This window comes from Bacillus swezeyi, assembly GCF_030908325.1.
GTDB lineage: Bacteria > Bacillota > Bacilli > Bacillales > Bacillaceae > Bacillus > Bacillus swezeyi.
The window spans coordinates 372,037-396,495 of sequence record NZ_CP133085.1 but is presented as its reverse complement, the minus strand read 5'-3'; the positions used below and the strand labels follow the sequence as shown (position 1 = coordinate 396,495).

Genomic DNA, 24,459 nt, shown 5'->3' with positions numbered 1-24,459 from the left:
ATCAGGACCTATGAACTGCTAAAGTATTCATTTGAAATATGCTAAAACTCCCATTAGGTTTTTGAAACTAATCTAAAAGATTCATTTTTATGGATATTCAGGATTTTCGCCCAACTTTTTTCTGTAAAGTGGTAAACTCTGTACTAAATAAGACTTAGAAAGGGCACAAAAAATGAAGGTCTATGAAGCGGAAACTTTACAATCAGCCATGAAGCAGCGGGCAAATGATTACAAAAGTTTGAGAGAACAGTTCGTCAGCTTAAAAAATGCTTTTCAAAGCGTGGCAGATTTGGATGAAGATTTCCAAGGGAAAGGCGCTGACACAATTAAAGCGTTTTATAGAGACCAATCCGGAATCGTAGACGGATGGCTTGACCTGACCGATATGCAGATCCAGTTTCTGGACGGGATATCAAATGCTGTCGAAAATGCTGGGCTTTCAGGAGAGACATTTGTTGATGTTCAGTTTCTTGAACAAGAACTCGTAAACGTCCATACTCACTCTCATAACATGGTGTCCGCGCAAAAAAAAGAACTGAAAAATATTTTAGTTAAGATCGACGATTTAATTTCCTTAGAACCTTTTCCAGCTGATGAATTTAAACAGCAGCTGAATGCCGCAAACCAAAAACGAAAAGACACCATTAAAGCCGTCGGGGATCTCGACGAACTGCTAAAAAACGAATACGGAGCCTCTGAAATGGCTCAGCAAATGATTACCGCCGACTACTCCGCCTTAATCGGTGCAACCCGTCAAGGAAAAAGCTCCTCTCCCATCCGCTACAATGCATCAGCTTACCAGAAAAGTGAAGCCTATAAGCTGAAAAAGGATGTACATCAGCAGGTCAAAGGCTACATGACATATAAAAAAGACCAAGCTGAAGCCTTGACGACCGCTAAGGAAGCAAGGACGTAATAAAGAACCTGGGCGACACTGCCGCTAAAAACCCCGTTACCACCGGAGTTTTAGGGTTTTGTCATTCTTTTATATGCCGATCAAAAATCAGAGGGTGATGTAATCGGCATTTTTTATACAGGAGCCTGGCTCTTCAGAAGACGAAAACGTTGATTCACCTAATTATGAAAAGAAGCCGTTCGGAATAACTTCCGAACGGCTTCATATCCAAACAAGTTTTTCACTTAAATTTAAGAACTAACTTAATGCTTCAACAAGGCTCTTTCCAAATTCTTTTGCACCATCTGGTCCATCGCCTGTAATAATATCATCATGTGCTATGACATGTTGTTCAACATACTCTACGTTATGAGCTTTTAATTCGTTCTTTTGTACGTCAACTGGGTAGCAAGTAGCTTTTCGGCCAGTAAGTAACCCTGCTTTAGCTACAGTTACAGCCCCGGCACAAATTCCTGTTACAAGAACATTTTGTTTATGAGCTTGTTTCAAGCAGCTTAGCAATTCTTGATTTCCCCATAGATGATCGTTCGTACCGGATCCCCCTATGACAGCAAGAGCATCATAATCAGTGGCTGAAACCTCGGAGAAGATCACTTCAGCGTTTGTCTTTCCTTGATAGTCACCAGTAATTTCACCTGTTTTTGTACTTGCAATAGTTACATCAATTCCCGCATTTTTTAAAGCTTCTTTTGGTTGAAATAATTCATCTTCATTAAATCTTTCTGGTGGTATAATAAATAAAGCTTTTTTGCTCATATCATTTGCCTCCTGTAATATAAAAAATTGATCTTAAGATAAATTCATTCTACCGGCGCTTTTCTGCTTTGTGAAGAATGCACTTTTTTGTGCGGAGGTTACCAAACGGTTACTATTATAAGAAAAGGAGTTACTCCCTATGTCAGATACATTAAGAGAAGAAATTAAAGAGAGAATATTAAATCATGATTATCATTGTGAAAAAGAACTTACCTTATCGATTATTAGTGGAAAATGGAAAGTTGTTATTTTGTGGCATTTAGGTGTGGAAGGGCCACATCGATTCAGCGAACTCCAAAGACTTTTCTCAGGAATATCTCATAAGGTATTAACAAACCAATTACGTGAACTGATAGAAGATGGCATTGTTCATAGAGAAGTAATTCCGGAAATTCCTCCAAAAGTCGAATACTCAATGACTGAGCTTGGAATGACATTGCTACCAATCGTTGAGATGATGTATGAATGGGGAAAAAAACGAATAGATCAAATTAAACAAAATAATTTTTTTGAATAAGAAAAATAACAAGATCGTTTCCTTAAATCAATCACCTTACTGTTAGCAAAAATTATATAGAATATAATAAAAAGATATTTTGATGAGTAAAAACCTGGGCTTATGCCGAGGTTTTAATTTTTACTTATGTTAAAAAAGCAGCAACCGAAATAACTTTTTTCTTAAATCACAAAAGGGCGCGACACAGGAGTAAACATGATCAAACTTTATTTTAAACCAACATTTCTTGAAATCGGCAGCATGCCTTACAGAGGAGCAATTCGCGGCAATGGAAGAGGTTTCAGCCTCCGCAAACGAGCTGGCCAAGCTGGCTGAAGATTTGCGGAAACTGATTGGAGAAGTCAAAATGAAATAATCGAAAATACGGCTGCCGGCTAATCGGCAGCCATTTAGTTCCTGATTTTAAATTTAGAAAGATACTCTGTCAGCTTGTTGATAGTCTGTTCACTGTCTGCAAGAGCAATATATCCGTCAGGGCGAACAAGGTAGAGAGCATCGCGCCGTAAACCTGCATTAGCACTGGCCCTGCTCCATGCAAACTCATGCAATGGGAGGTTGTGTTGTTTAGCGATTGTTAACAGCCCCGGGTTTGCCTTCCCATAAATATGAACCTGCCAAGCGGCGGTCTTCAGCGCTTCAAAATTGTCATTCCTTCCAACGCTGATCCAGGGCAGACGATCTCCGCCTTGAAGTTTTCCGGCCTTTCCCATGCTTAGTAGGCTGTCTCGATAATGAATGCGAATTTGCGACACTCTATTAAAAGCCGCCTTTTTTATAGGCGGGAATCGAAGAAAGAACGGTGCAATTCGGGGAATAAGCACAGTCCGAACCAGCCTTCCCCTGGCATTTTGTCCGACCACTGCCTGAAACGCCCGATCAGTAGTAGCCACAAGGGAGCGGGCAAATGCAATCCGTTCCGTCTCATAGCTGTCCAAAATTATTTCATCCACACGTTCATTAAGCACTCCCGCCAGTTTCCATGCTAAATTGACGGCATCACCGATACCTGTATTCATCCCTTGACCGCCGACAGGACTGTGAATATGTCCCGCATCTCCTAAAATAAAGACACGCCCTTTTCTGAACTGATCAGCCACCCGATGATGAACGCGATAGGTTGAAAACCAGTTGACTTCATGTACTTTGACATGCAGAAGCTTTTCTGCAAAGGGAGCGATATCCTTAAAGGAGAGGGTCTCTCTGTTTTCCAAAGCAGAGGGCACAATGCCGACAAACCGATTCATGCCGGTGCTTCTTACAGGAAAAACAATACAAAAGCCGGCTTCCTCAAGACAAAGATTCAGATCATGCTTTGAAGCAGCTTCGCCTGATGCTTTAACATCTGCTACATAAAAAGTATGCTCGTACGTCCCTCCCGGAAAGTCTAAATCCAATCCGCGGCGTACAGTGCTGTGAGCTCCGTCGCAGCCGCAGAGAAAGGCCGTTTCGATCACTTCCGTTTGTTCCTCTTTCCTAATCTCTGCCTCAACAAAGCCGCCCTTATCCGAATAAGAAACCAGCTCTGTTTTCCATTCAACTTCGACTCCTGCCGCATTAAGATGCTTAAGTAAAAATCGCTCATGCTCGTCTTGGGCAAAGCTGAGCACAAATGGATACGGGCTTAATCCCTCTCCAATGTCCCCAAGATTGACACGCCCCTTTTCCTTATGACCTTCACGTACATGAACGGCATTGACTTTAATGCCCTTTTGAACCGCCTCTTCAGCTATCCCAAGCTGACGGTAGAACTCAAGGGTGCGGGCATGAACCGCCATTGCCCGTGATGTCCGGCCGGGGCCTGTATTTTTATCAATAATGCGAAGCGGCACTCCTTTCCGGGCTAAAAACAGCGCAAGCACCAATCCCGTCGGCCCGGCTCCGGTTATTAGAACTGCATTCATTGAAGACCCATCCCTTTTGATCAAATATTTTCTTGTATTACTACACGGGAAGTCATATTTAAGGATGCCAAATCAGCGATGATGTCCTGCGCGCTTTCATAAGGTGAATCAATCTGCAGCATTTTTCGCAAAACAGACTTTAGACCGGACGAAATGCTAAGCTCTTCCTCCCAGCTTTTTTCCTTCTTTGCCGCCGGAATATACCCGGAATAAAGAAGGAAAAGTGCAAAATGCCCCAGCGCATAAAAATCGCTTTTTACAGAAACAGATCGCATCAGCCTTTTTTCGGGGTGTCGGTAAAGTGCGGTTTCGCTCTCGGTCAGGCGGCATGCCAGCCCGTAATCGATGATGCGAATGCCTTCTCCTGTCTGAAGAATATTAGGCATTCGCAAGTCGCGGTGAATCAGTCCGCGTGAATGAAGCGAAGCGGTGATTTGGAGCGCCTCCAGCAATATAAGAATGGTTTGCTGTTCATCGAATATGCATCCGTCATAAAAAATCAAATCTTCGAAATTCTTCCCATCAACATATTCCATTACGATAAACCAGCTGCGCCCGCTTCTATGCACATCGTAAAGCCGGGGCGCCGCAGGTAAATCCAAACCCTGCAAAATTTCAGCTTCCCGATCAAAAGACCGCCGCCCGCTTGATGTCCATACTTTTGTTTGCCGCAGCTGTTTGACAACACAGACATCCCCCCCGCCAAGCTCGCTGGCAAGATAAGTGATGCCATAGCTTCCCATCCCGAGCACATTCCGAATTTGATATCGTCCGCAGATTTGGGTTCCCTTTTTGAGGGGCCGGTCAAACATCCATCTAATAAAAGCTTTCACATCAATCAGCTGCTGCTGAAAAATTTCTTATGTTTTCTTTTGTAATGATGATGGCCATACCCTTTTTTTCGATAATCGCTGCTGCTGTATTTTTTATAAGGCCTCCGCCCGTAGTCGCTGCTGCTGTATCGGCGGTATCCGCTGTTTTTCAATGATCTAAATAGCTTGCGAAACAAATCTATCAGCTCCTTATCCGGTGATCCGTATTTTTTTATATCATTCGAGCAGCACCCTTTTATAAGGGGGCATGATTTTAATGAATATTTTTCTTTGCTATGAGAAAATTAGATTTTTAATCTTCAAAACCTCTTTTTTATCGCAGATTTTTTAAAAATAGATTGTGCGGCCCGGCAATTCTATATTTTCTCAAGGAAAAATCTAATAGTCTCCCCTTTATTTCTCAGGCCATCTTTACGATAATAAGGTTGTGTTTATTTTCGGCCGCGGCTGAATGATTAACTATCAGAAAGCAGGACAACAAGAATGGACAAAATTAAATCTTTGCTGATCAGCTTGGTCGTAATAGCGGCCGTGATCATCGGAATGACAACGGGAGATTTCTTTTCTTCAGAACACGAGCCCGCCGGGCATAAGAGAAGCTCCGGCTATGATGAAATGCTTGATTTCCCAGCGGATCGCTATCCTGAAACAGGAGCCCACATTCGAACCGCCATAAAAAAAGGGCACTCGAAGATCTGCACGATTGACAGGGACGGTGCGGATGAAAGGCGGAAGGAATCATTAAAGGACGTTCCCGCAAAATCAGGCTATGATCGTGACGAATGGCCAATGGCCATGTGTGAAGAAGGCGGAACAGGAGCGTCGGTTGAGTATATCAGCCCGTCTGATAACCGCGGAGCGGGGTCTTGGGTCGGCAATCAGGTGAGCGACTACCCTGACGGAACAAAAGTGCTTTTCAACATCAAATAATACAATTGGAGGAACGGCCTTTGAGGAAAACATGGGGACCCCAGGAAATGACGATGTCATACCATCAGTTTACCGTTTATCAAAAAGGCGGCAAACCGCCTGTAATGGATTGGACAGACGAAGATATTAAAAGAGGCTATACAGCTCTAGAGGATGCGGTTTCGTTTGAAGCAGCCGAAAACACAACATCTTTAGTGCAAGTTCGTTTAAACTGCCCTGAGCCGGTGGAATCCTTTGAAAGGCAAATATCCGTTTCTTTCGAAGTGCTTGAAGGCGGAATCGAGATTACAAGCGTCCTATCAAAAAAGCTGACGTGCGATATTCCGCAAGGATCCTATCAGCTGACATGCTATACAGTTATGCCTGATCAAGTTCATTCGCAAGCCATCACCTACATTCTCGACTTTAGGAATGACTGAGCAATTGATGAAGGCGCTGAATTGCACAGCGCCTTCATGTTAAAGCTCCTCACCGTTTGTTTTGATCACATTTTGATACCAATAAAAGCTATCCTTTTTTATTCTTCTTAAATCTTTTAGATGTTCTTCATCACGATTGACATAGACGAATCCGTATCTTTTTTGATAGCCGTTGAGCCAGCTCAATAAATCCGTAAAGGACCAGCTGCAGTAGCCGATTAAATCGACACCGTCATGAATTGCCTGTCTGCATTGTTCAAGATGTGCACGCAAATAAGCAATTCTGTATTCATCATGAATCTCACCGTCTTTTTCAACCTTATCAAATTCCCCCAAACCGTTTTCCGTTATAAAGACAGGAAGATGATAGCGGCTGGAGATCCTGCGCAGACCGATCCTCAACCCGATCGGATCAATGGCCCAGTCCCAATTCGATGTTTCCAGATGAGGGTTCTTTTTTGTTTTATATAACCCTGGCATTCCGGTTTCCTGGTTGCTTCCCTTTTGGCCGGTCGTGTTCATTTTCCCTTCTGATACGCCGTCAAGAGGGTTCATTTCATATGTGATGGTCTGATAATAATTGACCCCGACAAAATCAGGTTTCCCTTTTGCCAAAAGCTCCATATCCCCATCTTGTACCGTCGGCGCCCATCCTTTTTCCTTCAGATACTGAAATGGAATACTCGGATATGTTCCCCAGCAATATATATCTAGCCACCAATTATTCGTAAATTCCTCGGCATTTTCGAAAGAAAGAATATCATCCGGACGGCTTGACAACGGATATGCAGGGGAATAAGCAAAGCTTGGCCCTATTTTTCCGTCGGGAACATATTGGCGAAACGAATCGATTGCCTTGGCATTGGCTAAAAACGCAATATGGTTTGCTTCATAAAAACGTTTTCTGTCCTTTACTCCCGGAGGATGCATAGCTGTGATAAACGCATGGTTCAAGTTGTAATTCTGTTCATTAAGGGATACCCAATATTTCACCCTGGCTCCAAAACGTTTGTAGAGCGTTATACAATAGGTATTGAAATCTTCAATAATCTGTCTGGATTCAAATCCGCCATACTCCTCCATTAAAGCTTGGGGAAGATCCCAATGATATAGCGTTAAAACAGGCTCAATATGATGAGCGAGCAGCTCATTTATCAAATCGTCGTAAAATTTTAAGCCCGCTTCATTGACCTCTCCTCTGCCTTTTGGAAAAATTCGCGGCCAGCTTACTGAAAAGCGGTATGCTTTTAATCCCATCTCAGCCATCAAAGCGACGTCTTCTTTAAAGCGGTGATAGTGATCGACTGCAATATCTCCGTTGCTGCCTTTAAACGTCTTCCCGGGAATTTTTGTGAATACGTCCCAAACCGATGCGCCTTTTCCGTCCTCATCCCAGGCCCCTTCTATTTGATAGGCCGCTGAAGCCGATCCCCACAAGAAATGATCCGGAAATGGCCGTAACTGTTGATGAATCATATTGTTCCACTCCTATATCGTATTTTGATCCGGTTTGATCCTTATCATATCCTATGAAACGCGTTTCACATCAAACATCTTCTGAAAACAGTTCAGCAAGAAGCTTTTCACGATGCTGCAGGAAATACTTTGTCAAACTGTAATGATCGGTATCTTCATAGCTGACTTCAGCAATGTTTTCACCGTCAAAGCTGAAGATTTGAGCTTCCGGATATCCCAATAAAATCGGAGAATGCGAGGCGATGATGAACTGAGCTTGTTTATTCCTGGTCAGATCATGGAGGATTTTTAAGAAAGCCAGCTGTCTTGCCGGAGATAAAGCTGCTTCAGGCTCATCAAGAAGGTAGATGCCCTTTCCTTTAAAACGGTGCTTGAAAAGCGACAAAAAAGATTCGCCGTGTGACTGCTCGTGAAGAGACCTGCCTCCGTAATTGATAAAGCCGTTGTTGTCCATTTCATCAATATGAGAGGCAAAATGATAGAAGGATTCGGCCCGCAGAAAAAAGCCATTTGTGACTTTAGGAAGCCAGGAAAGTCTGATAAAGTCCCCAAAGGCAGAAGCGGATGCATGTACTTCATACGTATTATTTCTTCCCCCGCCGGCCGTGTTAAATTCGCACTTATCAGCGATCGCTTCAAGCAGTGTCGATTTCCCGGAGCCGTTTTCGCCCACAAAAAAAGTGACATCTTTCTGAAACGCCAGCTCTCTTAAAGATTTAAGCGCAGGAATTGAAAAAGGATATTTTGAGTAAGAAGGGACTTTTTCATGAAGCACAGTCAGTTTTTTCAAAAACATATGACATCACCTGTTTAGTTTTTTATCTTAACTGTAACATGACCTTTTGATTAAAAACGAAAAAAGAGGCTTGTGCCAGCGGCTCAAACCTTCATTCTTCAATATGATGTTGTTTTTGCCAGCGCCCTTCCGCACAGCCCTGTCGGCAGACACATCGGCATTTGGACCGCAGGGCTTTTCATAATAGCACTCAGCCCGAAAACGCCGCGGAACAGATTCGGCGTAAATACTTCTTCTCGCGCTCCTGCACTGTATACTTTGCCATCCAATGCGGATTAGCGTATTGGGAAGCTCGATTTAAATCGTGCAGTACATAACAATCGTACGGCCGTGCTCCTGATCCAGCTGCTTTAACAGCTCCAGTCCTTCTATTTGGCGGGCTATATCTAGAAAGGGCCTAGGTTCATCAAGCAAAAGCATGTCCGTTCCCTGAGCTAATGACATCGAAATCCAGGCCCTCTGCCTTTGTCCGCCTGAAAGAGCATCAAGCGTCCGGCTGCGCAATCCCGTCATACCAGTTGCACCAGTCCAACCATTTCATGATCTTCCTTTGTATACTTTGACAGCAGCTTTTTATGGGGATGTCTTCCGAAATAGCAAAGCTCTTCAATCGTCAGGCCTTTCGGCGCCTGAGGCAGCCGGTTTAAATTGAAAATACTTCTTTTAAATGTACATCAAGATCTTTAATGTATTGATCAACATTCGGATTGCTGATGACGTCATGCACAGAAAAAGTTTTTAAAGGTTTCATACCGACGAATTCCTGCATTTTGTGAAGGTGGAACAAGGCTTCGTCCAGACTTTTCCCTTCAAAAAAAGTTCCCTCTTTGGAGAATACGTCCTGAGGCGCATTCCATGTTGTCGAAAACATGTACTTTTTATCCGTAAACAGACCGCCGCGGCCATAATTTTCTGCCCCTTGATAAAAAAGGCCGTATTCATATATTTCATCAATATATTTTTTAAATAATGCCGGCAGGCTGAACCAGTAAATCGGCGTCTGATAAATGACGGCATCCGCCCACTTGAATTTTTCGTGTTCTTCCGTGATCTCATAGCCATCTGCGACAACCGTTTTTTTAATATTATATTTTTCGTCCAGCTTATCTGCCATCGCTGAAAAGATGGTATGATTCAGCCGGCCTCTCGCATGCGGATATGCTTCGTGTCCGTTAATGATTAAGATATTTTTCATCATTCAGATCCTCCTTATTTGTTTATATTACCCGATTTTTATGATCCGCCTTTCACTTTCAAAAGTAAAGCAGGGTGCATTCACCTGCTTCAAATTAATAAATTTTTATTTTATTCCAATACAAATTAACTTATTGCCTATTGTCTGCTTCAATGCTATGGTTTACTTGACTAAAGGAATAGGAGGATTGTTTCAGTGAAAATATTTCGTATGTATAAGCCTTTCACTTTACTGATAACAGTGATGGCGTTTGCTATTATAACCGCTGCATGCAGCACCACTCAAAAAGAGGCTGAAAATAAAAATACAGCCTGGGATGATATAAAAGAAAAGGGAAAAATCGTTGTTGCGACTTCAGGAACACTTTATCCCACTTCATATCATGATACTGAATCAGGCAACGACAAGCTGACTGGCTATGAGGTTGAAGTCATACGCGAAGCGGCTAAACGGCTTGATTTGGATGTCGAATTTAAAGAGATGGGCTTTGACGGCATGCTTACGGCAATAGGCAGCGGCCAAGTTGACGCAGCGGCCAACGACATCACAATGACAGATGACCGCAAAAAGAAATTTTTGTTCACAACGCCTTATAAATATTCATATGGTACGGCAATCGTCCGCAAGAAAGATTTATCAGGCATTCATACGCTGAAAGACCTAAAAGGAAAGAAAGCTGCAGGCGCCGCAACGACGGTTTATATGGATATCGCCCGTCAGTACGGAGCTGAAGAGGTGATTTATGATAATGCCACGAATGAACAGTATTTAAAAGATGTGGCTAACGGAAGAACCGACGTCATTTTAAACGACTATTATTTACAAAAACTAGCGCTCGCCGCAATGCCTGACCTTGATCTGACGATTCACCCGGATCTTAAATATTATCCGCACCAGCAAGGCATGATCATCAAAAAAGACAGCACAGAGCTGAAAAAACAATTCGACCAAGCCATCAAGGATATGCTGAAAGACGGTACAATCAAGAAGATTTCCAAAACATTCTTTGGTGATGCCGATGTTTCAAAAAAACAGGATATCGACTTTGCTGACGTCGATCAGAACAAATAGAGGGATTCGAAGTGGGCTCTATTCAATGGGAGTATATTTTCAATGCAGAATTAGCTGCTAAATCATTCCCTTATGTGATGCAGGGCATCTGGAATACGCTTTTGATCTCCTTTGCGAGCATGTTTGCCGGACTGATGATCGGCTTTTTCATTGCGCTCGGCCGGATGTCCAAATTCGCTTTGCTCCGATGGCCGGCAAGGGTTTACATCTCATTTATGAGAGGCGTTCCGATTTTGGTCATTTTATTTATTCTATATTTCGGTCTCCCTTATATCGGGATTCAATTTACGGCGCTGTCCGCTGCGATAATTGGCTTCAGCATCAACAGCGCCGCTTACATTGCCGAAATTATTCGTTCGGCTTTATCTTCGGTAGACAGAGGCCAGTGGGATGCAGCAAAGTCGATCGGTTTTTCCTATCGGCAGACGATGCTGCATGTCATCGTTCCTCAATCAATGAGAATCGCTCTGCCGCCGCTGACAAACGTTATGCTCGACCTCATAAAAGCTTCTTCCCTCGCCGCTATGATTACGGTGCCGGAGTTATTTCAGCAGGCAAAAATCGTAGGCGGACGAGAGTTCGACTATATGACGATGTATATTTTAGTTGCCATGATTTACTGGGGCATTTGCTCGGCTGTCGCTTTGCTCCAAGATTACTTGGAAAAGCGGACTGACGTATATATTAAAAAATAGCATAAGGCTGCCGGATTTGCCGGCGGCTTTTTATGCTATGAGATGGAGTCGGTATATCCATACCATTCGATCGCCCGTTTCCGCACCGAAAGCCTTTAGATCATTGAATCAAACAAATGAAGCAATCAAACCGACATCACCAAAGTATATACATCTACTGTAATAAAAACCATGATGAAGACCGCATCCGCATCTCTGTCGTCTTTGAAGGAAATGAACCGCCCCCGCCCATTCATCCCACCAGCAGGCTGCAGCATGTTCCTGCAGGCAGACATATCGTTTCGTTCGACTTGCAGGCAAGCAGCATCGAGCCGGCTCTATGGAAATATAAGACCATTCAGGAAGACATTAAAACTTCAGCCGAAGATCGTACGGATTACGGCCTTTTGCAGCAGTAAAAATCCACCCCATCCGCATACTCCAAAAATAAAAGACAGCACCATCGGAAATGACGCCTTTAAACTGATCACCACAATAAAAAGGAGAAATGCAGTTGCGGGAAAACCCCATAATACCCCTGCCGCAAATTGGCTTAAATGTTTTGGAGACTCCCCTTGTATGCTTAGCCAAAACAAACTGAGCAGACTGACGAGGGGCAGAGCAGCAATGATTCCTCCAGCCTCGGGGGACTTTCTTGCGATTTCGGTTACAATTCCGATCAAAACAGCAGAAACTGCGATTTTGATCATCAAAAACATGACTTTACCTCCCTGCTTAACATAGAAAATGTGGTTTTAACCGTTTTGATTTCATCCTCATTTAATTGCTGCAGCACCTTTTCCAATTTTTTTGGATCAAGCCGGGTATGCTGATTTACTGCCGCTTTACCTTCAGCCGATAGTGTCACATAAACCTTTCGTTCATCTTTGCTGTCCCTTTTTTTCTGAACAAGATTCTTTTGAATCAGCCGTTTTACATGCTCTGATGCGGTATTGTGGGACACATCTAGAAGCTCGGCTAAACCGCCGATAGTGACATATTGATTTTTTTCAATATGCTGCAGCAATCGAACAGCATGATGCGAAAGGTTGTCATCATGCTTATAGTGCAAATTGTAATAAATGTCTGTCCAGTCTTGATTAATCTCTCGAATCAACTCTTCAAAATCCATTACACTCACCCTCTCCATTTATATCTTATAATACGATATATTCTTCAATCAAGACATAAAAAACACCCGGCAGCCTGACCGGATGTTCTTCACATTTATTTTAAGTACTTTTTCAAAAAGGCCAGCTTTTCGGTTTGGAATGCCGGAATATATTCATGTCCGAAATAGCGGTACACTTTAATATCTTTGTCTGTGTTCAAATGATTGTATGCTGCAAATACGGTTGATGGCGGTGTGATGGTGTCCACCAAACCGATCGACATAAGAACGGGTGCTTTTACTGATTCAGCAAGGTTCATAATGTCGAAATAAGTCAGGGTTTTCAGCGCTGTCTGTTCAATGTCCGGGCTGCTGTTCTTTCTGAAAAATAAGTTGATTTCAAGGTAAGGCTGATCTATCGCCGTATCGATGGCTCTCTGAAAGTTGCTCAAATATGGGAATTCAGAAACGGACGCTTTTGGGATGTCGGACAATGCGGAAACCGCGATAGCCAGTCCGCCGCCCTGGCTTGCACCGATCACGCCGATTCGTTTTTCATCAACTTCGGCGAAGCCGCTGACAACCTCGACCGCTCTTACTGCATCAAGGTACACACCTCTGTAATAATATGTTTTCGGATCAAGTATCCCTTTTGTCATCCAGCCCGGCACATGTCCATGAGGAGAGACGCTTGTGTCTTCACTGCTGTTCTGCCCGCGGACGAGCATTCCAAATGCCGCGTAGCCGTGCAAGGCCCAATTGACAATGTCATGAATATCCCCGTCGTAGCTGGCATTATAGCCGTGGTATTTGATAATGGCAGGATGCGGTCCTTTCCGGTCAGGAACTGCATACCAGCCTTTAATGCGCGCTCCCCCGATGCTGCGGTATGTAAGCCAAAAGACTTTTACGCCATCGGCTGGATAATCATGCGGCTCGAGATGAGGCTCCGCTTTTTCTTCAGAAAGTTCAGCGAGCGCTTCATTCCAGAAATCTTTAAAATCCCCATGGGCCGTCCGTTCAGGTTTATATGTATATAGTTGTTCCAGCGGCAAATCATAAGGCTGCTGCATGCTATTTCGTCCCCTTTTCATTTAGTTGTTTGAATATTTTTATCATATCAGAAATGTGAATTTATTTCTTTCGTGTTATCATGTGTTCAAAAAGAAGGAGGCTTTAGTATGTTCACTCTTTTCCCAAGGAATTTAACCGTGAAAGAGACTTATAAACTGATGTCAGGGGCTGTCGTCCCAAGACCGATCGCGTTCGTGACAACAGCCTCGACTGTCAATGGAGTAGTCAATGCAGCACCGTTCAGCTTTTTCAATGTGATCAGCGCCGATCCTCCGCTCCTATCCATTTCTGTCGGGAGAACCCAGGGTGGTGAAATGAAAGACACGGCCCGCAATGCCGCTGAATCGAAGGAATTCGTTGTTCATATCGTCGATGAGAATATAGCTGAAGATATGAATCAGACGGCAGCAGCTCTTCCTGCCCATCAAAGCGAGCTAGACCTGACCGACCTCACAACAATTGAAAGCGATCAAGTTTCAGTTCCCGGTATTCGGGAAGCCCGGGTCCGTTTCGAATGTAAGCTGGAACGGCATTTGACATTTCAAAATGATCAAGCAGAAACTGTCAATGACTTGCTGATCGGACGGATTGTGTGCTTTCATTTAGCAGATGAAGTATATGACGCTGAAAAGGGATACATCCGGACAGACGCGCTGCGTCCCATCGCAAGACTTGCAGGAAACGATTACGCCAAATGGGGTGAGACGTTCACCCTTATACGCCCAACTTGATCATGATGCATGCGGATAGGCAGACCTATCCGCGGCTGCTCACTTTTGGCGCGCCTCTCCGCCCCCCAGCTTACATTCGATGAGTTCTTTCCACATATATGAAATTAGTCCTTCTTATTAAAATCAATTCTTTTATGATATAATGCTAGATTGGAACTAAAAAATGCTATTGCGGAGGTTTTTTTGTGGCTTCACAATCCTTTCTGCAGCTCAATTCAATCTTTATCAGTATATTAATAGAAGCAATTCCGTTCGTTTTAATCGGAGTTTTTATATCAGGTTTGATTCAGATGTTTGTGACGGAAGAAATGATGGCGAAGATTATTCCGAAGAACCGATTCCTCGCTGTTTTGTCCGGAACATTTGCCGGTGTGTTGTTCCCGGCCTGTGAATGCGGGATCGTACCGATTGCCCGGCGCCTGCTTTTAAAAGGAGTGCCGCTGCATGCGGCTGTGGCATTTATGCTGACGGCTCCGATCATCAATCCGATTGTTTTATTTTCAACATTTATCGCTTTCGGAAACAAATGGGATGTCGTGCTTTACCGCGGCGGCTTGGCGATTGCAGTTTCTCTTATCGCGGGAATGATCATCTCATTTCAATTTAAAGGAAATCAGCTGCTTGAGGGCGAATCACACGGGCATCACCACCACGGACATGCTCATCAGTCCTTTTTGAAAAAGCTTGGCGGAACGCTTCGCCATGCGGTTGATGAGTTTTTCTCAGTGGGAAAATACTTGATCATCGGAGCATTTGTCGCAGCGGCCATGCAGACGTATATTAAAACATCGACCCTTTTGGCTATCGGCCAGAATGACGTATCTTCTTCACTCGTCATGATGGGGCTGTCATTTGTTTTATCTCTTTGCTCAGAGGTTGATGCCTTTATCGCGTCTTCTTTCAGCAGTACGTTTTCTCTTGGCTCTCTTATCGCATTTCTCGTTTTTGGAGCAATGGTGGATATCAAAAATCTGCTGATGATGCTCGGCATCTTCAGAAAACGTTTTGTGTTCGTTTTGATCGCCTATATCGCTGTCATCGTCTTGGCCGGATCACTTTTGGTAAAGGGGTGAGATCATGTTTCGCACATTCATTTTGATGTTTTTTACGTTCTTCTTTTTTCATCTCCATGCTTCCGGGAATTTAACGAAATATATTAATATGAAATACGCTTATCTTTCCTATATTGCAATTTTTCTGCTGGCCATTCTGACGGCGGTGCAATTTTATATTTATATGAAAAGCACGGACGGGAAAGAATGCGGTCATGACTGCGGTTGCGGACATGATCACGATCATGAGAAAGATAAGCCTTTTCTCAAAAGAATGCTGATTTATTTGGTGTTTCTATTCCCTTTATGCACCGGGCTTTTTCTTCCGGCTGCAACGCTTGATTCGAATATCGTCAAATCGAAGGGCTTTTCTTTTAAAGCGATCGAGCAGCCTGATCACTACGCTCAAACCCAGTATCTTCGTCCCGATACAAGCGTCTATTATGGCCAGGAAGGCTATGATGAACTGATGGAGAAAGCGATGAAGGACTATGAAGGAAAAAAGCAGATCTCTTTGAAAGATGACGATTATTTGAAAGGCATGGAAACCATTTATAATTATCCAGGGGAGTTTCTTGACAGAACGATTGAATTCAACGGTTTTGCTTTTAAAGGAGAATCGATTAATGACAGACAGCTTTTCGTGCTCCGCTTCGGAATCATTCATTGTATCGCCGACTCTGGGGTCTACGGGATGCTGGTCGAATTCCCGAAAGATATGGATATAAAAGACGATCAGTGGCTTCATGTAAAAGGAACGCTGTCATCGGAATATTATCAGCCGTTCAAATCTACGATCCCGGTTCTGAAAGTGAAAGATTGGTCAAAGATAAAAGAACCAAAAGATCCTTATGTGTATAGAACATATTAAAGGCCGGTGCATCATGTACCGGCTCTTTTTTAGACAAGGGGAACAGAACCCCGGCTGCCGGGTGTTCTGGTTTACATAGCTTTTATGATTTATAGCCGCCTTTTTTCATCAGCATCAAATCGATAAATAACTGACATCTCGTATTAAAATCGTTCAGATCGATCGATGTCATATCCAATATCTGTTTAATTCGGTAGTTTAGTGTATTTTGATGGATAAACAGCTGCTCTGCGGATGGTTTGATTTTACAGTTATTCACAAGATAAATCTCAAGGGTTCTTAAGAATTCGGTGTGGCTTTCTTTATCTTTTTCTTTCAGCAGCAGCAGAGCTGGGTTCACATATTGCAGATGGTCGTTTTTTGCGGCGATTTGGTCAAGATATCTGAAAAGGCCGAGCTTTTGGTATTCATAAGGAATGTGTTCCTGGCTTCCCGTGATTTCCGCTGCTTTTGTCACTTGCAGCGCCTCCCTGTAGCTTTTGCCGAGCGACAGCAGGCTGCTGTATTCATTGCCGACCCCGATAAAGATGAGGGGCAGCATTTGTGAGCGCAGATGGGTTAAAAGCCGGTTGATTAACTCCGAGGCCGCAGCCAGAGCGGAACGCTTGCGCGACACACTGCCGACAATGATGGCGATGTTGGAATGATCCTCTAGGACATGGCTGATGTTGTCTTTCAGATTTAAATACGATCTGATCGTCTCCTTCAGATCATCGAGCAGTTCATCCTCCCCGTCAACGACTTGAAGCACCATGACGGTATACACGGCAGGCAGAACAACACCGGCCTTATCAGCGGCGGCTTTCAGCTCTTTCTCCGTCTGAAACTGGTCGTTTATCGCTTTTTTATAAAGCTCTTCCGCCTCTTCATCTTTCTCTTGCTTAAGTTGCTTTTTCTTGTAAATGATTTTCCCGACATGAAAGGAAGCTTTATATAAGAAATCAAGTTCTTCATCAGACAGATTGTCTTCAATCTCCTGTATCCAAATATAGCCCATGACTTCATCTTTATGTTTGGCGCTGACGACGACCCGCTGGTTTAGACCGATTTCTTCAATTTGATTTACCCGAAAAGGAGTCGGAATTGTTTTGAGTTGATCAATGATACCTTCCTCGACAAATTTTTCAAAAATCGACAGCGGACATTTTTTGGAAAAAATCGTTTGCTGGTTTGCTGCATCAAAATGGTTAATATAATAGGAGTTATAAGCCAATAAGAAAAAATCTGCGCTTTCCAGAATGACCGGTTTTTTCAACTCATCGCTGATAAAATCAATGATCTCGTTAATGTTTGAAAGAGAAACAACTTGTTCTAATAGCTCTTCCATATCCTTTCTCCTACTCGTTTTTAACTTAATCATACTTCTCCTTTACAATCTTGTATAGACTTATATCGGACTTTTTAAAAATTCAGGACGGCCCCTGCCGGTTGAGACAGAGGCGTCCTATAAAAAGAGAGACGGAGAATGGTTCACCCCATCTCCATCATCATCAAATCACTTTTTTATATTCATCAAATTCCTCCACAACCTGCTGGTTCGGTTTTGAAGTCAGCAGACTGACGACAAATACAAACAATAAGCTTGCTGCAAAGCCTGGAATGATTTCGTACAGCACATCGGAAAGCCCGGCTTCAGCCCAAATGATAACGGTAAGTGCCCCGGCAACCATACCTGCAAGCGCTCCCCATTTTGTCATCCTCTTCCAATATAGGCTCAAAATGATCACGGGACCGAATGAAGCGCCGAAACCCGCCCAAGCGTAACTGACAAGTCCCAATATTGTGTTGTTTTTTGTCCATGCGAGACAAAGCCCGATAATAGAAACAGCTAGTACAGAAAGCCGGCCGATAAAGACGAGTTCTTTGTCAGAAGCAGAGCGTTTGAATAGTGTCTTATATAAGTCTTCCGTTAAAGAGCTTGAAGTGACAAGCAATTGAGAGGATATCGTACTCATAACAGCCGCTAAGATGGCTGAAATCAAAAACCCTGTGATCAGCGGATGAAACAGGATATTGCCTAATTGAATAAAAATGGTTTCCGGATCATCCAGTTGAAGCCCATTTTTTGAATAATAAGCAAGTCCGATTAATCCGGTCAGCAATGCGCCTGCACTCGAGAAAATCATCCATCCCATGCCGATCCGGCGGGCTTTTTTTGTTTCTTTCACTGAGGATATAGCCATAAATCGCACGATAATATGAGGCTGTCCAAAGTAGCCGAGACCCCATGCAAATAAGGAGATGATGCTGAGGACGCTCGTTCCTTTAAAGATATTGAGAAGGTTCGGATCGATTGAACGAATTTCCGTAAAGGCTTCAGAAGGCCCTCCCGTCTGAATCACCGTCACGATCGGCACAAGGATTAAGGCGACGAACATAATGATGCCTTGGACAAAATCAGTCCAACTGACTGCCAAAAAGCCGCCAAAAAGCGTGTAGGCCACGACAACGCCTGAGATAACCCAGAGGCCTGTATGGTAATCCAAATCAAACATGCTGTTAAACAACACGCCGCCGGAGACCATGCCCGATGATACATAAAATGTAAAAAAGGTAATAATAATGAGTCCTGAAAACATTCGGAGAATCCTTGATTTGTCATGAAAGCGGTTTTCCAAAAATGCCGGAATTGTAATCGAATTGCCCGCCACTTCAGTGTAGGTTCTTAAACGGGGCGCTACAAAAAGCCAGTTTGCCCATGCGCCGAGTACAAGCCCGATGACGATCCATGAACCGCTCAAGCCTGTGGCAAACATCGCTCCCGGAAGACCCATCAGCAGCCAGCCGCTCATATCTGATGCACCTGCGCTAAGCGCTGTAACCGCGGGACCGAGTGTCCGTCCGCCAAGCATATAATCCGAAAGATTCGCTGTCCGTTTATATGCGTAATACCCGATAAAAAGCATACCAATCATATAAATGACGATCGAAATGACCAATTGTACGTTCTGAATAAGAATCCCCCCCAGGATGCCGTTTTATCTGAATTTTTAGATTAATTTTTCTTTTTTTGAAGGCAGCCTAAAAAGGCTGCCTTCACCCCCGTTTGACCCCTTTTTTAGAACATTTCGCTGATCGTTTTCGCCTGCATGTGGAGAGCCAGATAATCCGGTCCACCAGCTTTGGAATCCGTTCCAGACATTTTAAATCCGCCGAACGGATGGTAGCCGACGATTGCACCTGTACAGTTGCGGTTGAAATACAGATTCCCTACATGGAATTCTTGTTTTGCTCTGTTGATATAATCGCGGTTTTTGGTGATGACCGCGCCTGTCAATCCGTATTCAGTGTTGTTGGCCACTTCCAAAGCCTCATCAAAGCTGCTTACTTTTGAAAAGGCAACGACCGGTCCGAAAATTTCCTCCTGCATCAATCGCGCATTTGGATCTAAATCAGCAAAGATCGTCGGATCGATGAAATAGCCTTTTGAATCATCGCCTTTTCCTCCGCTGACCAAGCGACCTTCCTGCTTTCCGATTTCGATATAGTCCATGATCTTGTTGAAGGAAGCCTGATCAATGACAGGGCCCATATAAACGTCCGAGCTGACAGGCTCTCCGACTTTCTTGGATTCTGTTATTTCAATGACGCGCTTCAAAACTTGGTCATACACTTTTTCATGAACGACAGCACGTGAACCTGCAGAACATTTTTGACCGGCAAAGCCAAATGCAGATGCGAAAATGGATTGCGCAGCCAATTCAACATCACAGTCTTCATCAACGACAACCGTATCTTTTCCGCCCATTTCCGCGATGACCTGTTTTAAGTGCATCTGGCCAGGCTGAACTTTCGCTGCCCGCTCAAAAATGCGCGTTCCCACTTCTCTTGAGCCTGTGAATGTGATGATGCTTGTTTTCGGATGATCCACAAGGTAGTCTCCGACTTCAGCGCCGCTTCCAGGGACAAAATTGACGACCCCTTTTGGAAGACCGCTTTCTTCGAGAATTTCAACAAACTTTGCCGCAATGACTGCCGCTGCGCTGGCCGGCTTCAGAACAACCGTGTTTCCCGTAACGATCGGGGCTACTGTTGTACCCGCCATAATGGCAAACAGGAAGTTCCATGGTGGAATAACAACCGTTACCCCAGTCGGTGTATACACATATTGATTTCGTTCGCCCTCACGGCTGTTGATAGGCTTTCCTTTTGCAAGCTCAAGCATTTGCCGTGCATAATATTCCATAAAGTCGATCGCTTCTGCCGTATCTGCATCCGCTTCATTCCATGGTTTCCCGGCTTCCTTGACTAAAAGCGCTGAAAATTCATGTTTTTGGCGGCGAACTTTGGCTGCCGCACGGAATAAAACAGCCGCTCTTTCTTCAGGATCAGTATATCTCCATGTTTCAAACGCATTCGCTGCCGCTTGGATGGCCTTTTCAGCATGATCTTGGGTCGCTTTTGATACTGTGCCCACGACTTCTTCTTTGTTTGCAGGGTTGATCGACACAATCTTGTCTTCTGTTTCGAATCTTTCTCCATCGATAACAAGAGGATAGGACTGACCCAGCCATTCATTATTTACCGTTTCCAACGCCTTTTGAAATGCTGTCCTGTTTTCTTCGATCCCGAAATTTGTAAATGGTTCGTGTTTGTAAGGTGTTGTCATTCTAATCTCCCCTTTTTATCGTTTTATTTTTTGGTCATGCCTTTTAATGCAAATGCAATATTGGCAGGCCGCTCGGCAAGCCGTCTCATAAAGTATCCGTACCAGTCATCTCCGTAAGGAAGATAGACGCGCATATTATAGCCCTCATTCGCTAATTCCAGCTGGGTTTTGTTGCGCATGCCGTACAGCATTTGAAATTCGAAACGGTCTTTGCCGATTTGATGCTGATCCGCAATTTCTTTTGTGAAATCAATCATCTTGTCGTCATGAGTTGCGATGGCTGTGTAATGGCCGCTCAGCAGCTGCTTTTTAATGAGCTTTTTATAATTCTCATCCACATCTTTTTTGTCCGGAAACGCCACGTTTGGCGATTCCTTATAAGCTCCCTTCACAAGACGGAAAAACGGATCATACTGATTCAGCTCCTCCAAATCCTGTTCAGTTCTGTATAGATAAGCCTGGAGAACGGTGCTGACATATTCATATCTCTGCCTGAACTCCTTAAACAAGTCAAGCGTCTTTTGACAGCGCACTTCATCCTCCATGTCAATCGTTACCATGACTTGATGCTGTTCAGCACATTCCAAAATGCTGTTCATGTTATCCCTTACAAGATCAAGGTCAATATCGAGCCCCAATGACGTCATCTTCAAGGAAACATGTGACTCAAGCTGTTCCTGTGCAATCAATTGAATGGCCCGAATGCATTCCTGTGTGCGTTCTCTTGCGACTTCTTTGCTGTCAACAAATTCGCCTAAATGATCAACAGTAACAGTCAACCCTTGCTCATTAAGCTTTCTGATAACCGGAATTGAAGCTTCAAAATCTTTTCCTCCGATAATTTTTCCAGTCGCTACAGAACTCCCCCAATTTCTCGCTAGGCGATTCAGGATGCTGCTTTTAGATAAGAATAGAAAAAAGTCTCTTGTTATCACTTCCATTATCACACCCCGCCATCTCATGAAATATTTCTTTATATTCTTAATTCTATAAGAGCCAAGGGTTGATTCACAATATTTCGAAAAAACAAAAAAGCTGACGATTTTTGTGTTTTTCCCACAACGTTTTACATCTGCTGGTATTTTATTAGAAACTTTTGGCCTAAAACATTGAAAGGTATACGACTATAGAATTAGGAGGAAACTTCGGTAAAGAACAGGATGCGTTTTCGGATGCCTTGAGCTTTTTTTGCTGTTCTAAAGCAGTGTTTTCCTATTTAAGAAAAACAAAATTGAAAACGCTTTCTGTTATACTAAACCCTTTCCCCAAGAATGCAAAGAAAAAACCCTTTAAGAATTCTTAAAGGGAATATCATGTTATGCCCAAACCTCGTCTAGCGTTTCTCTAAACAGTCTGTCAAGCTCTGGCGTCAAATCTGCCTGATTGGTTTTAATTGCCTTTGCCGCCGGATGCAGCCGCTCAAGCTCGTTGGCGATAAACTCGTGAAGCAAAGGATTTTGCGGCTCAAGATGAAACTCCTCTCCCGTCTTTTTCAGCTCAAGCAAATGACGAATTTCCGTTTTTAGCGGTCCCTCATCAAGAAGCGCCTCAAGCAGCGTTTGAAACTCAATGGGCGGAACCGTATGCCGGCTTTCAATCCACTGGCATGCGAGAATCGGCCGGAGAACGTAAAAATATGTTTTAATCTTTACCTGCTCCCGCTGCAGGTAGTGGCGAAAGTTTCCCGAAGCCATGTTTAAATAATGATGCATACTAGCGGCTGGTGAAAAAGCCCGAAACTTAAGCTGCCTCATTTTTTCTGCCAAAGAAAAAGCTTCATCATAGACCATTCCTGAAGAAAGCCATTCAAGCAGCGGGGGATTTGATTTACGGAACAGCCGTAAAGCCTTTGTCAATTCCCATCCGCTGATATCCAGCAAGTCATGAATCGGCAGTTCGATGACATCGCGCTTTGCGTCAATTGACAGGTACCAATCCTTTTGATGAACATAAATAAATCGGACGTCATAATCACTGTCCTGTGACGGAAATCCCCAAGCCCTGCTCCCGGATTCCACTGCATAAAGGATTTTCACATTATATGTTGATTCGATATTTTTCAGCTCTTGCCGAATACGCTGTTTCATGTTGAGATGCACCGCCAGTCTGTGTTATCTATTAAACCATTATAAGGTCATAGCCAAGAGTAAGCGACATTTCTTACCATGCATTTATCTTTTTGAATCTATGAATTGTATGGCCTCATCAGCTATCACAAGCAGAGTAAACGTCATAAAAAAGCTTGCTGCTTCGCTGTCTTTGGCAGTAATGCTCAGTGATGATCCGCCCAGAGGCGGCTAAATGCCCTCAAACCAAACACGTACAAATCACAACCCGGCCAATACTGCCTGATGAAATCCTTTCCGGCGGGGCGAAAAATGGATCAGCAATCTCTGCAGCAAAGAACCGCATAGCGGCTGGAAAACTGATGATGCTCACCTGAGCTCTTATACTGTATCAAAAGGACAATCCTTCAAACAAGGCCAGAAGGTCGGTGCTGCCGGACGGGCGGATCAGCCAATCTTCTGGCTTTCCGATCAAGCTTGGAGCACAATGCTTCTATACGGGCCACATCCAAAAGCACCCGGAAAAGTGTATCAGCTTAAATGCCCGTTCAGAGCTGAAATATCCAGTAAAAGTGCCGGCTCTCTAAACCTCAGCCAAGTGAAATGAGAACCGTTGACGGCACATATTGCGGCATAAAACAGCCGCCTTTCTTATACAAGTTCAATCGGGCAGATCGCGTCTTCATAAAAAAGACAATGACCAGATGATCATTGTCTTCCGCATTATTCAGACGCATTCTTAGCGCCTCTATATCGCTTTTAACAATGACGCAACCGGTGTTGATTCGTTCAATATCTCATTTCCATCACTCAGACCAAGCTGCGCTAACTTCATCAAAAAACGTTTTTTCAATTGTTTAGAAGGGGTTAATCAAACGTTTGTTTAAGACTGATAAAGCTCTCCGCCCGGGTTCAGCGCGTCCACAATGCAGTCGGCGACTTCTTCGGCGGAAAGATTGTCTGTTTCAACTCTTAAATGGTGGAGGGCATAGATGCTCTTTCTTTCATTGAACAGCTGTTTCACTTGTTCAATTGAGCGGTTGTGAAGAATCGGTCTGTTTTCAAGCAGCAAATCGATCCGCTCTTTCCAATTCTCCCATGTTAAATCAAGGAAAATGACGAAGCAGTGTTCAAGGCATTTCTTTCTGATCTCCTCCTGCTGAAAAGAGCCGCCTCCGAGAGAGACGATTTTGCCCCTCGTATGTTCACACATATGAACAATATATTCTTTTTCCGTCTTCCGGAAAAACGCTTCCCCTTTTTGTGTAAACATCTCGGGAATGCTCATCTGAAAATCTCTTTCAATTTCTTGATCAATATCAATAAAGTCGCGGTACAGTTTTTCGGCGACCAGCTTGCCGATCGTCGTTTTGCCGACACCCATAAATCCGATCAGCACGATATTCTTTTCTCTCACAGGAATGGCTCTTTTGGCATTCATCTCTAGGCTTTACTCCTCCT

Annotated in this window: 27 protein-coding genes and 1 pseudogene; 10 read left to right on the top strand and 18 right to left on the bottom strand. The window is 43.7% G+C overall.

All coding sequences use genetic code 11. From position 1 onward, the window contains the following. Positions 1 to 172: 172 nt before the first annotated feature. Entirely contained in the window at positions 173 to 916 is a 744-nt protein-coding gene (locus RBH91_RS02145) for a ribonuclease YeeF family protein (protein WP_307893304.1), read from the top strand. Between the two features lie 237 nt (positions 917 to 1,153). Here the strand turns inward: RBH91_RS02145 and RBH91_RS02140 are convergent, their stop codons facing one another. Beyond that, on the bottom strand, positions 1,154 to 1,672 hold the full coding sequence (locus RBH91_RS02140; protein ID WP_076758196.1) for a DJ-1/PfpI family protein: 519 nt from the start codon (positions 1,670 to 1,672) through the stop codon (positions 1,154 to 1,156). Between the two features lie 139 nt (positions 1,673 to 1,811). Here RBH91_RS02140 and RBH91_RS02135 point away from each other — a divergent pair, with 139 nt between their 5' ends. Next, the gene (locus RBH91_RS02135) at positions 1,812 to 2,189 is read left to right on the top strand and encodes a winged helix-turn-helix transcriptional regulator (protein ID WP_076758194.1); all 378 of its coding nucleotides are present in this window, start codon (positions 1,812 to 1,814) and stop codon (positions 2,187 to 2,189) included. A 389-nt stretch (positions 2,190 to 2,578) separates the two neighbouring features. Here RBH91_RS02135 and RBH91_RS02130 read toward each other — a convergent pair whose 3' ends face one another. Genes RBH91_RS02130 through RBH91_RS02120 form a run of 3 tightly spaced genes read right to left on the bottom strand, consistent with a single transcriptional unit; the run spans position 2,579 to position 5,099 of the window. Then, positions 2,579 to 4,090, bottom strand: a complete 1,512-nt coding sequence (locus tag RBH91_RS02130) for an FAD-dependent monooxygenase (protein ID WP_307893303.1) — start codon at positions 4,088 to 4,090, stop codon at positions 2,579 to 2,581. Between the two features lie 20 nt (positions 4,091 to 4,110). After that, entirely contained in the window at positions 4,111 to 4,923 is an 813-nt protein-coding gene (locus RBH91_RS02125; RefSeq protein WP_307893302.1) for a serine/threonine protein kinase, read from the bottom strand. 5 nt (positions 4,924 to 4,928) lie between these two features. Next, positions 4,929 to 5,099, bottom strand: coding sequence for a hypothetical protein (locus RBH91_RS02120; protein ID WP_164470202.1), 171 nt, complete (start codon positions 5,097 to 5,099; stop codon positions 4,929 to 4,931). A gap of 307 nt (positions 5,100 to 5,406) precedes the next feature. Between RBH91_RS02120 and RBH91_RS02115 the strand changes: the two genes are divergently transcribed. Further along, the gene (locus tag RBH91_RS02115; protein ID WP_307893301.1) at positions 5,407 to 5,853 is read left to right on the top strand and encodes a NucA/NucB deoxyribonuclease domain-containing protein; all 447 of its coding nucleotides are present in this window, start codon (positions 5,407 to 5,409) and stop codon (positions 5,851 to 5,853) included. Between the two features lie 20 nt (positions 5,854 to 5,873). Next, a complete protein-coding gene (locus RBH91_RS02110; protein WP_076758188.1) occupies positions 5,874 to 6,272 on the top strand; it encodes a competence protein ComJ in 399 nt (132 codons plus the stop codon). Positions 6,273 to 6,311: 39 nt separating this feature from the next. Here the strand turns inward: RBH91_RS02110 and RBH91_RS02105 are convergent, their stop codons facing one another. The 4 genes and pseudogenes from RBH91_RS02105 to RBH91_RS02090 form a co-directional block, all read right to left on the bottom strand. Next, positions 6,312 to 7,748: a glycoside hydrolase family 1 protein gene (locus RBH91_RS02105; RefSeq protein ID WP_307893300.1), complete on the bottom strand. Its 1,437-nt coding sequence runs from the start codon at positions 7,746 to 7,748 to the stop codon at positions 6,312 to 6,314. Between the two features lie 70 nt (positions 7,749 to 7,818). Then, positions 7,819 to 8,544 carry an AAA family ATPase gene (locus tag RBH91_RS02100; RefSeq protein WP_307893299.1) on the bottom strand — a complete coding sequence of 242 codons (726 nt, stop codon included), beginning with the start codon at positions 8,542 to 8,544 and terminating at the stop codon, positions 7,819 to 7,821. A gap of 98 nt (positions 8,545 to 8,642) precedes the next feature. After that, a pseudogene (locus tag RBH91_RS02095) lies at positions 8,643 to 9,191 on the bottom strand (ABC transporter ATP-binding protein); the annotation flags it as partial. After that, positions 9,188 to 9,739 (bottom strand): NAD(P)H-dependent oxidoreductase, encoded by a 552-nt coding sequence (locus tag RBH91_RS02090; RefSeq protein WP_307893298.1) that lies wholly within the window; start codon positions 9,737 to 9,739, stop codon positions 9,188 to 9,190. The gene RBH91_RS02090 and the pseudogene RBH91_RS02095, both read right to left, overlap by 4 nt. Positions 9,740 to 9,949: 210 nt before the next feature. On the opposite strand from RBH91_RS02090, the gene RBH91_RS02085 reads away from it, so the two are divergent. The 3 genes from RBH91_RS02085 (at position 9,950) to RBH91_RS02075 (ending at position 11,903) form a co-directional block, all read left to right on the top strand. Beyond that, complete coding sequence (locus tag RBH91_RS02085) at positions 9,950 to 10,810, top strand: transporter substrate-binding domain-containing protein (protein ID WP_307894623.1); 861 nt, start codon at positions 9,950 to 9,952, stop codon at positions 10,808 to 10,810. An 11-nt stretch (positions 10,811 to 10,821) separates the two neighbouring features. Further along, entirely contained in the window at positions 10,822 to 11,505 is a 684-nt protein-coding gene (locus tag RBH91_RS02080; RefSeq protein ID WP_076758181.1) for an amino acid ABC transporter permease, read from the top strand. A 116-nt stretch (positions 11,506 to 11,621) separates the two neighbouring features. Further along, on the top strand, positions 11,622 to 11,903 hold the full coding sequence (locus RBH91_RS02075) for a hypothetical protein (protein WP_307893297.1): 282 nt from the start codon (positions 11,622 to 11,624) through the stop codon (positions 11,901 to 11,903). On the opposite strand, the gene RBH91_RS02070 is transcribed toward RBH91_RS02075, so the two are convergent. The 3 genes from RBH91_RS02070 to RBH91_RS02060 all read right to left on the bottom strand — a co-directional run bounded on the left by RBH91_RS02070 (position 11,862) and on the right by RBH91_RS02060 (position 13,668). After that, a complete protein-coding gene (locus tag RBH91_RS02070) occupies positions 11,862 to 12,203 on the bottom strand; it encodes a DUF3147 family protein (protein WP_076758179.1) in 342 nt (113 codons plus the stop codon). The genes RBH91_RS02075 and RBH91_RS02070 overlap by 42 nt on opposite strands. After that, the gene (locus RBH91_RS02065; RefSeq protein ID WP_307893296.1) at positions 12,194 to 12,616 is read right to left on the bottom strand and encodes a MarR family winged helix-turn-helix transcriptional regulator; all 423 of its coding nucleotides are present in this window, start codon (positions 12,614 to 12,616) and stop codon (positions 12,194 to 12,196) included. Before RBH91_RS02065 ends, RBH91_RS02070 begins: the two co-directional genes overlap by 10 nt. 95 nt (positions 12,617 to 12,711) lie before the next feature. Further along, positions 12,712 to 13,668, bottom strand: a complete 957-nt coding sequence (locus RBH91_RS02060) for an acetylxylan esterase (RefSeq protein ID WP_307893295.1) — start codon at positions 13,666 to 13,668, stop codon at positions 12,712 to 12,714. A 108-nt stretch (positions 13,669 to 13,776) separates the two neighbouring features. Here RBH91_RS02060 and RBH91_RS02055 point away from each other — a divergent pair, with 108 nt between their 5' ends. The 3 genes from RBH91_RS02055 to RBH91_RS02045 all read left to right on the top strand — a co-directional run bounded on the left by RBH91_RS02055 (position 13,777) and on the right by RBH91_RS02045 (position 16,323). Further along, positions 13,777 to 14,400 (top strand): flavin reductase family protein, encoded by a 624-nt coding sequence (locus tag RBH91_RS02055; protein WP_307893294.1) that lies wholly within the window; start codon positions 13,777 to 13,779, stop codon positions 14,398 to 14,400. A 185-nt stretch (positions 14,401 to 14,585) separates the two neighbouring features. Beyond that, positions 14,586 to 15,473, top strand: a complete 888-nt coding sequence (locus tag RBH91_RS02050; RefSeq protein WP_076758171.1) for a permease — start codon at positions 14,586 to 14,588, stop codon at positions 15,471 to 15,473. A 4-nt stretch (positions 15,474 to 15,477) separates the two neighbouring features. After that, complete coding sequence (locus RBH91_RS02045; RefSeq protein ID WP_307893293.1) at positions 15,478 to 16,323, top strand: TIGR03943 family putative permease subunit; 846 nt, start codon at positions 15,478 to 15,480, stop codon at positions 16,321 to 16,323. Positions 16,324 to 16,405: 82 nt separating this feature from the next. Here the strand turns inward: RBH91_RS02045 and RBH91_RS02040 are convergent, their stop codons facing one another. The 7 genes from RBH91_RS02040 to RBH91_RS02010 form a co-directional block, all read right to left on the bottom strand. Continuing rightward, the gene (locus tag RBH91_RS02040) at positions 16,406 to 17,650 is read right to left on the bottom strand and encodes a PucR family transcriptional regulator (protein WP_307893292.1); all 1,245 of its coding nucleotides are present in this window, start codon (positions 17,648 to 17,650) and stop codon (positions 16,406 to 16,408) included. 163 nt (positions 17,651 to 17,813) lie between these two features. After that, entirely contained in the window at positions 17,814 to 19,262 is a 1,449-nt protein-coding gene (gene putP, locus RBH91_RS02035) for a sodium/proline symporter PutP (protein WP_307893291.1), read from the bottom strand. 119 nt (positions 19,263 to 19,381) lie between these two features. After that, positions 19,382 to 20,932: an L-glutamate gamma-semialdehyde dehydrogenase gene (gene pruA / locus RBH91_RS02030; protein ID WP_307893290.1), complete on the bottom strand. Its 1,551-nt coding sequence runs from the start codon at positions 20,930 to 20,932 to the stop codon at positions 19,382 to 19,384. A gap of 23 nt (positions 20,933 to 20,955) precedes the next feature. After that, complete coding sequence (locus RBH91_RS02025) at positions 20,956 to 21,867, bottom strand: proline dehydrogenase family protein (protein WP_307894622.1); 912 nt, start codon at positions 21,865 to 21,867, stop codon at positions 20,956 to 20,958. 381 nt (positions 21,868 to 22,248) lie between these two features. Next, the gene (locus RBH91_RS02020; RefSeq protein ID WP_307893289.1) at positions 22,249 to 23,019 is read right to left on the bottom strand and encodes a nucleotidyltransferase domain-containing protein; all 771 of its coding nucleotides are present in this window, start codon (positions 23,017 to 23,019) and stop codon (positions 22,249 to 22,251) included. Between the two features lie 569 nt (positions 23,020 to 23,588). Beyond that, positions 23,589 to 23,735 carry a hypothetical protein gene (locus tag RBH91_RS02015; protein WP_307893288.1) on the bottom strand — a complete coding sequence of 49 codons (147 nt, stop codon included), beginning with the start codon at positions 23,733 to 23,735 and terminating at the stop codon, positions 23,589 to 23,591. A 146-nt stretch (positions 23,736 to 23,881) separates the two neighbouring features. Next, the gene (locus RBH91_RS02010) at positions 23,882 to 24,439 is read right to left on the bottom strand and encodes a shikimate kinase (RefSeq protein ID WP_307893287.1); all 558 of its coding nucleotides are present in this window, start codon (positions 24,437 to 24,439) and stop codon (positions 23,882 to 23,884) included. Between the last annotated feature and the right edge of the window lie 20 nt (positions 24,440 to 24,459).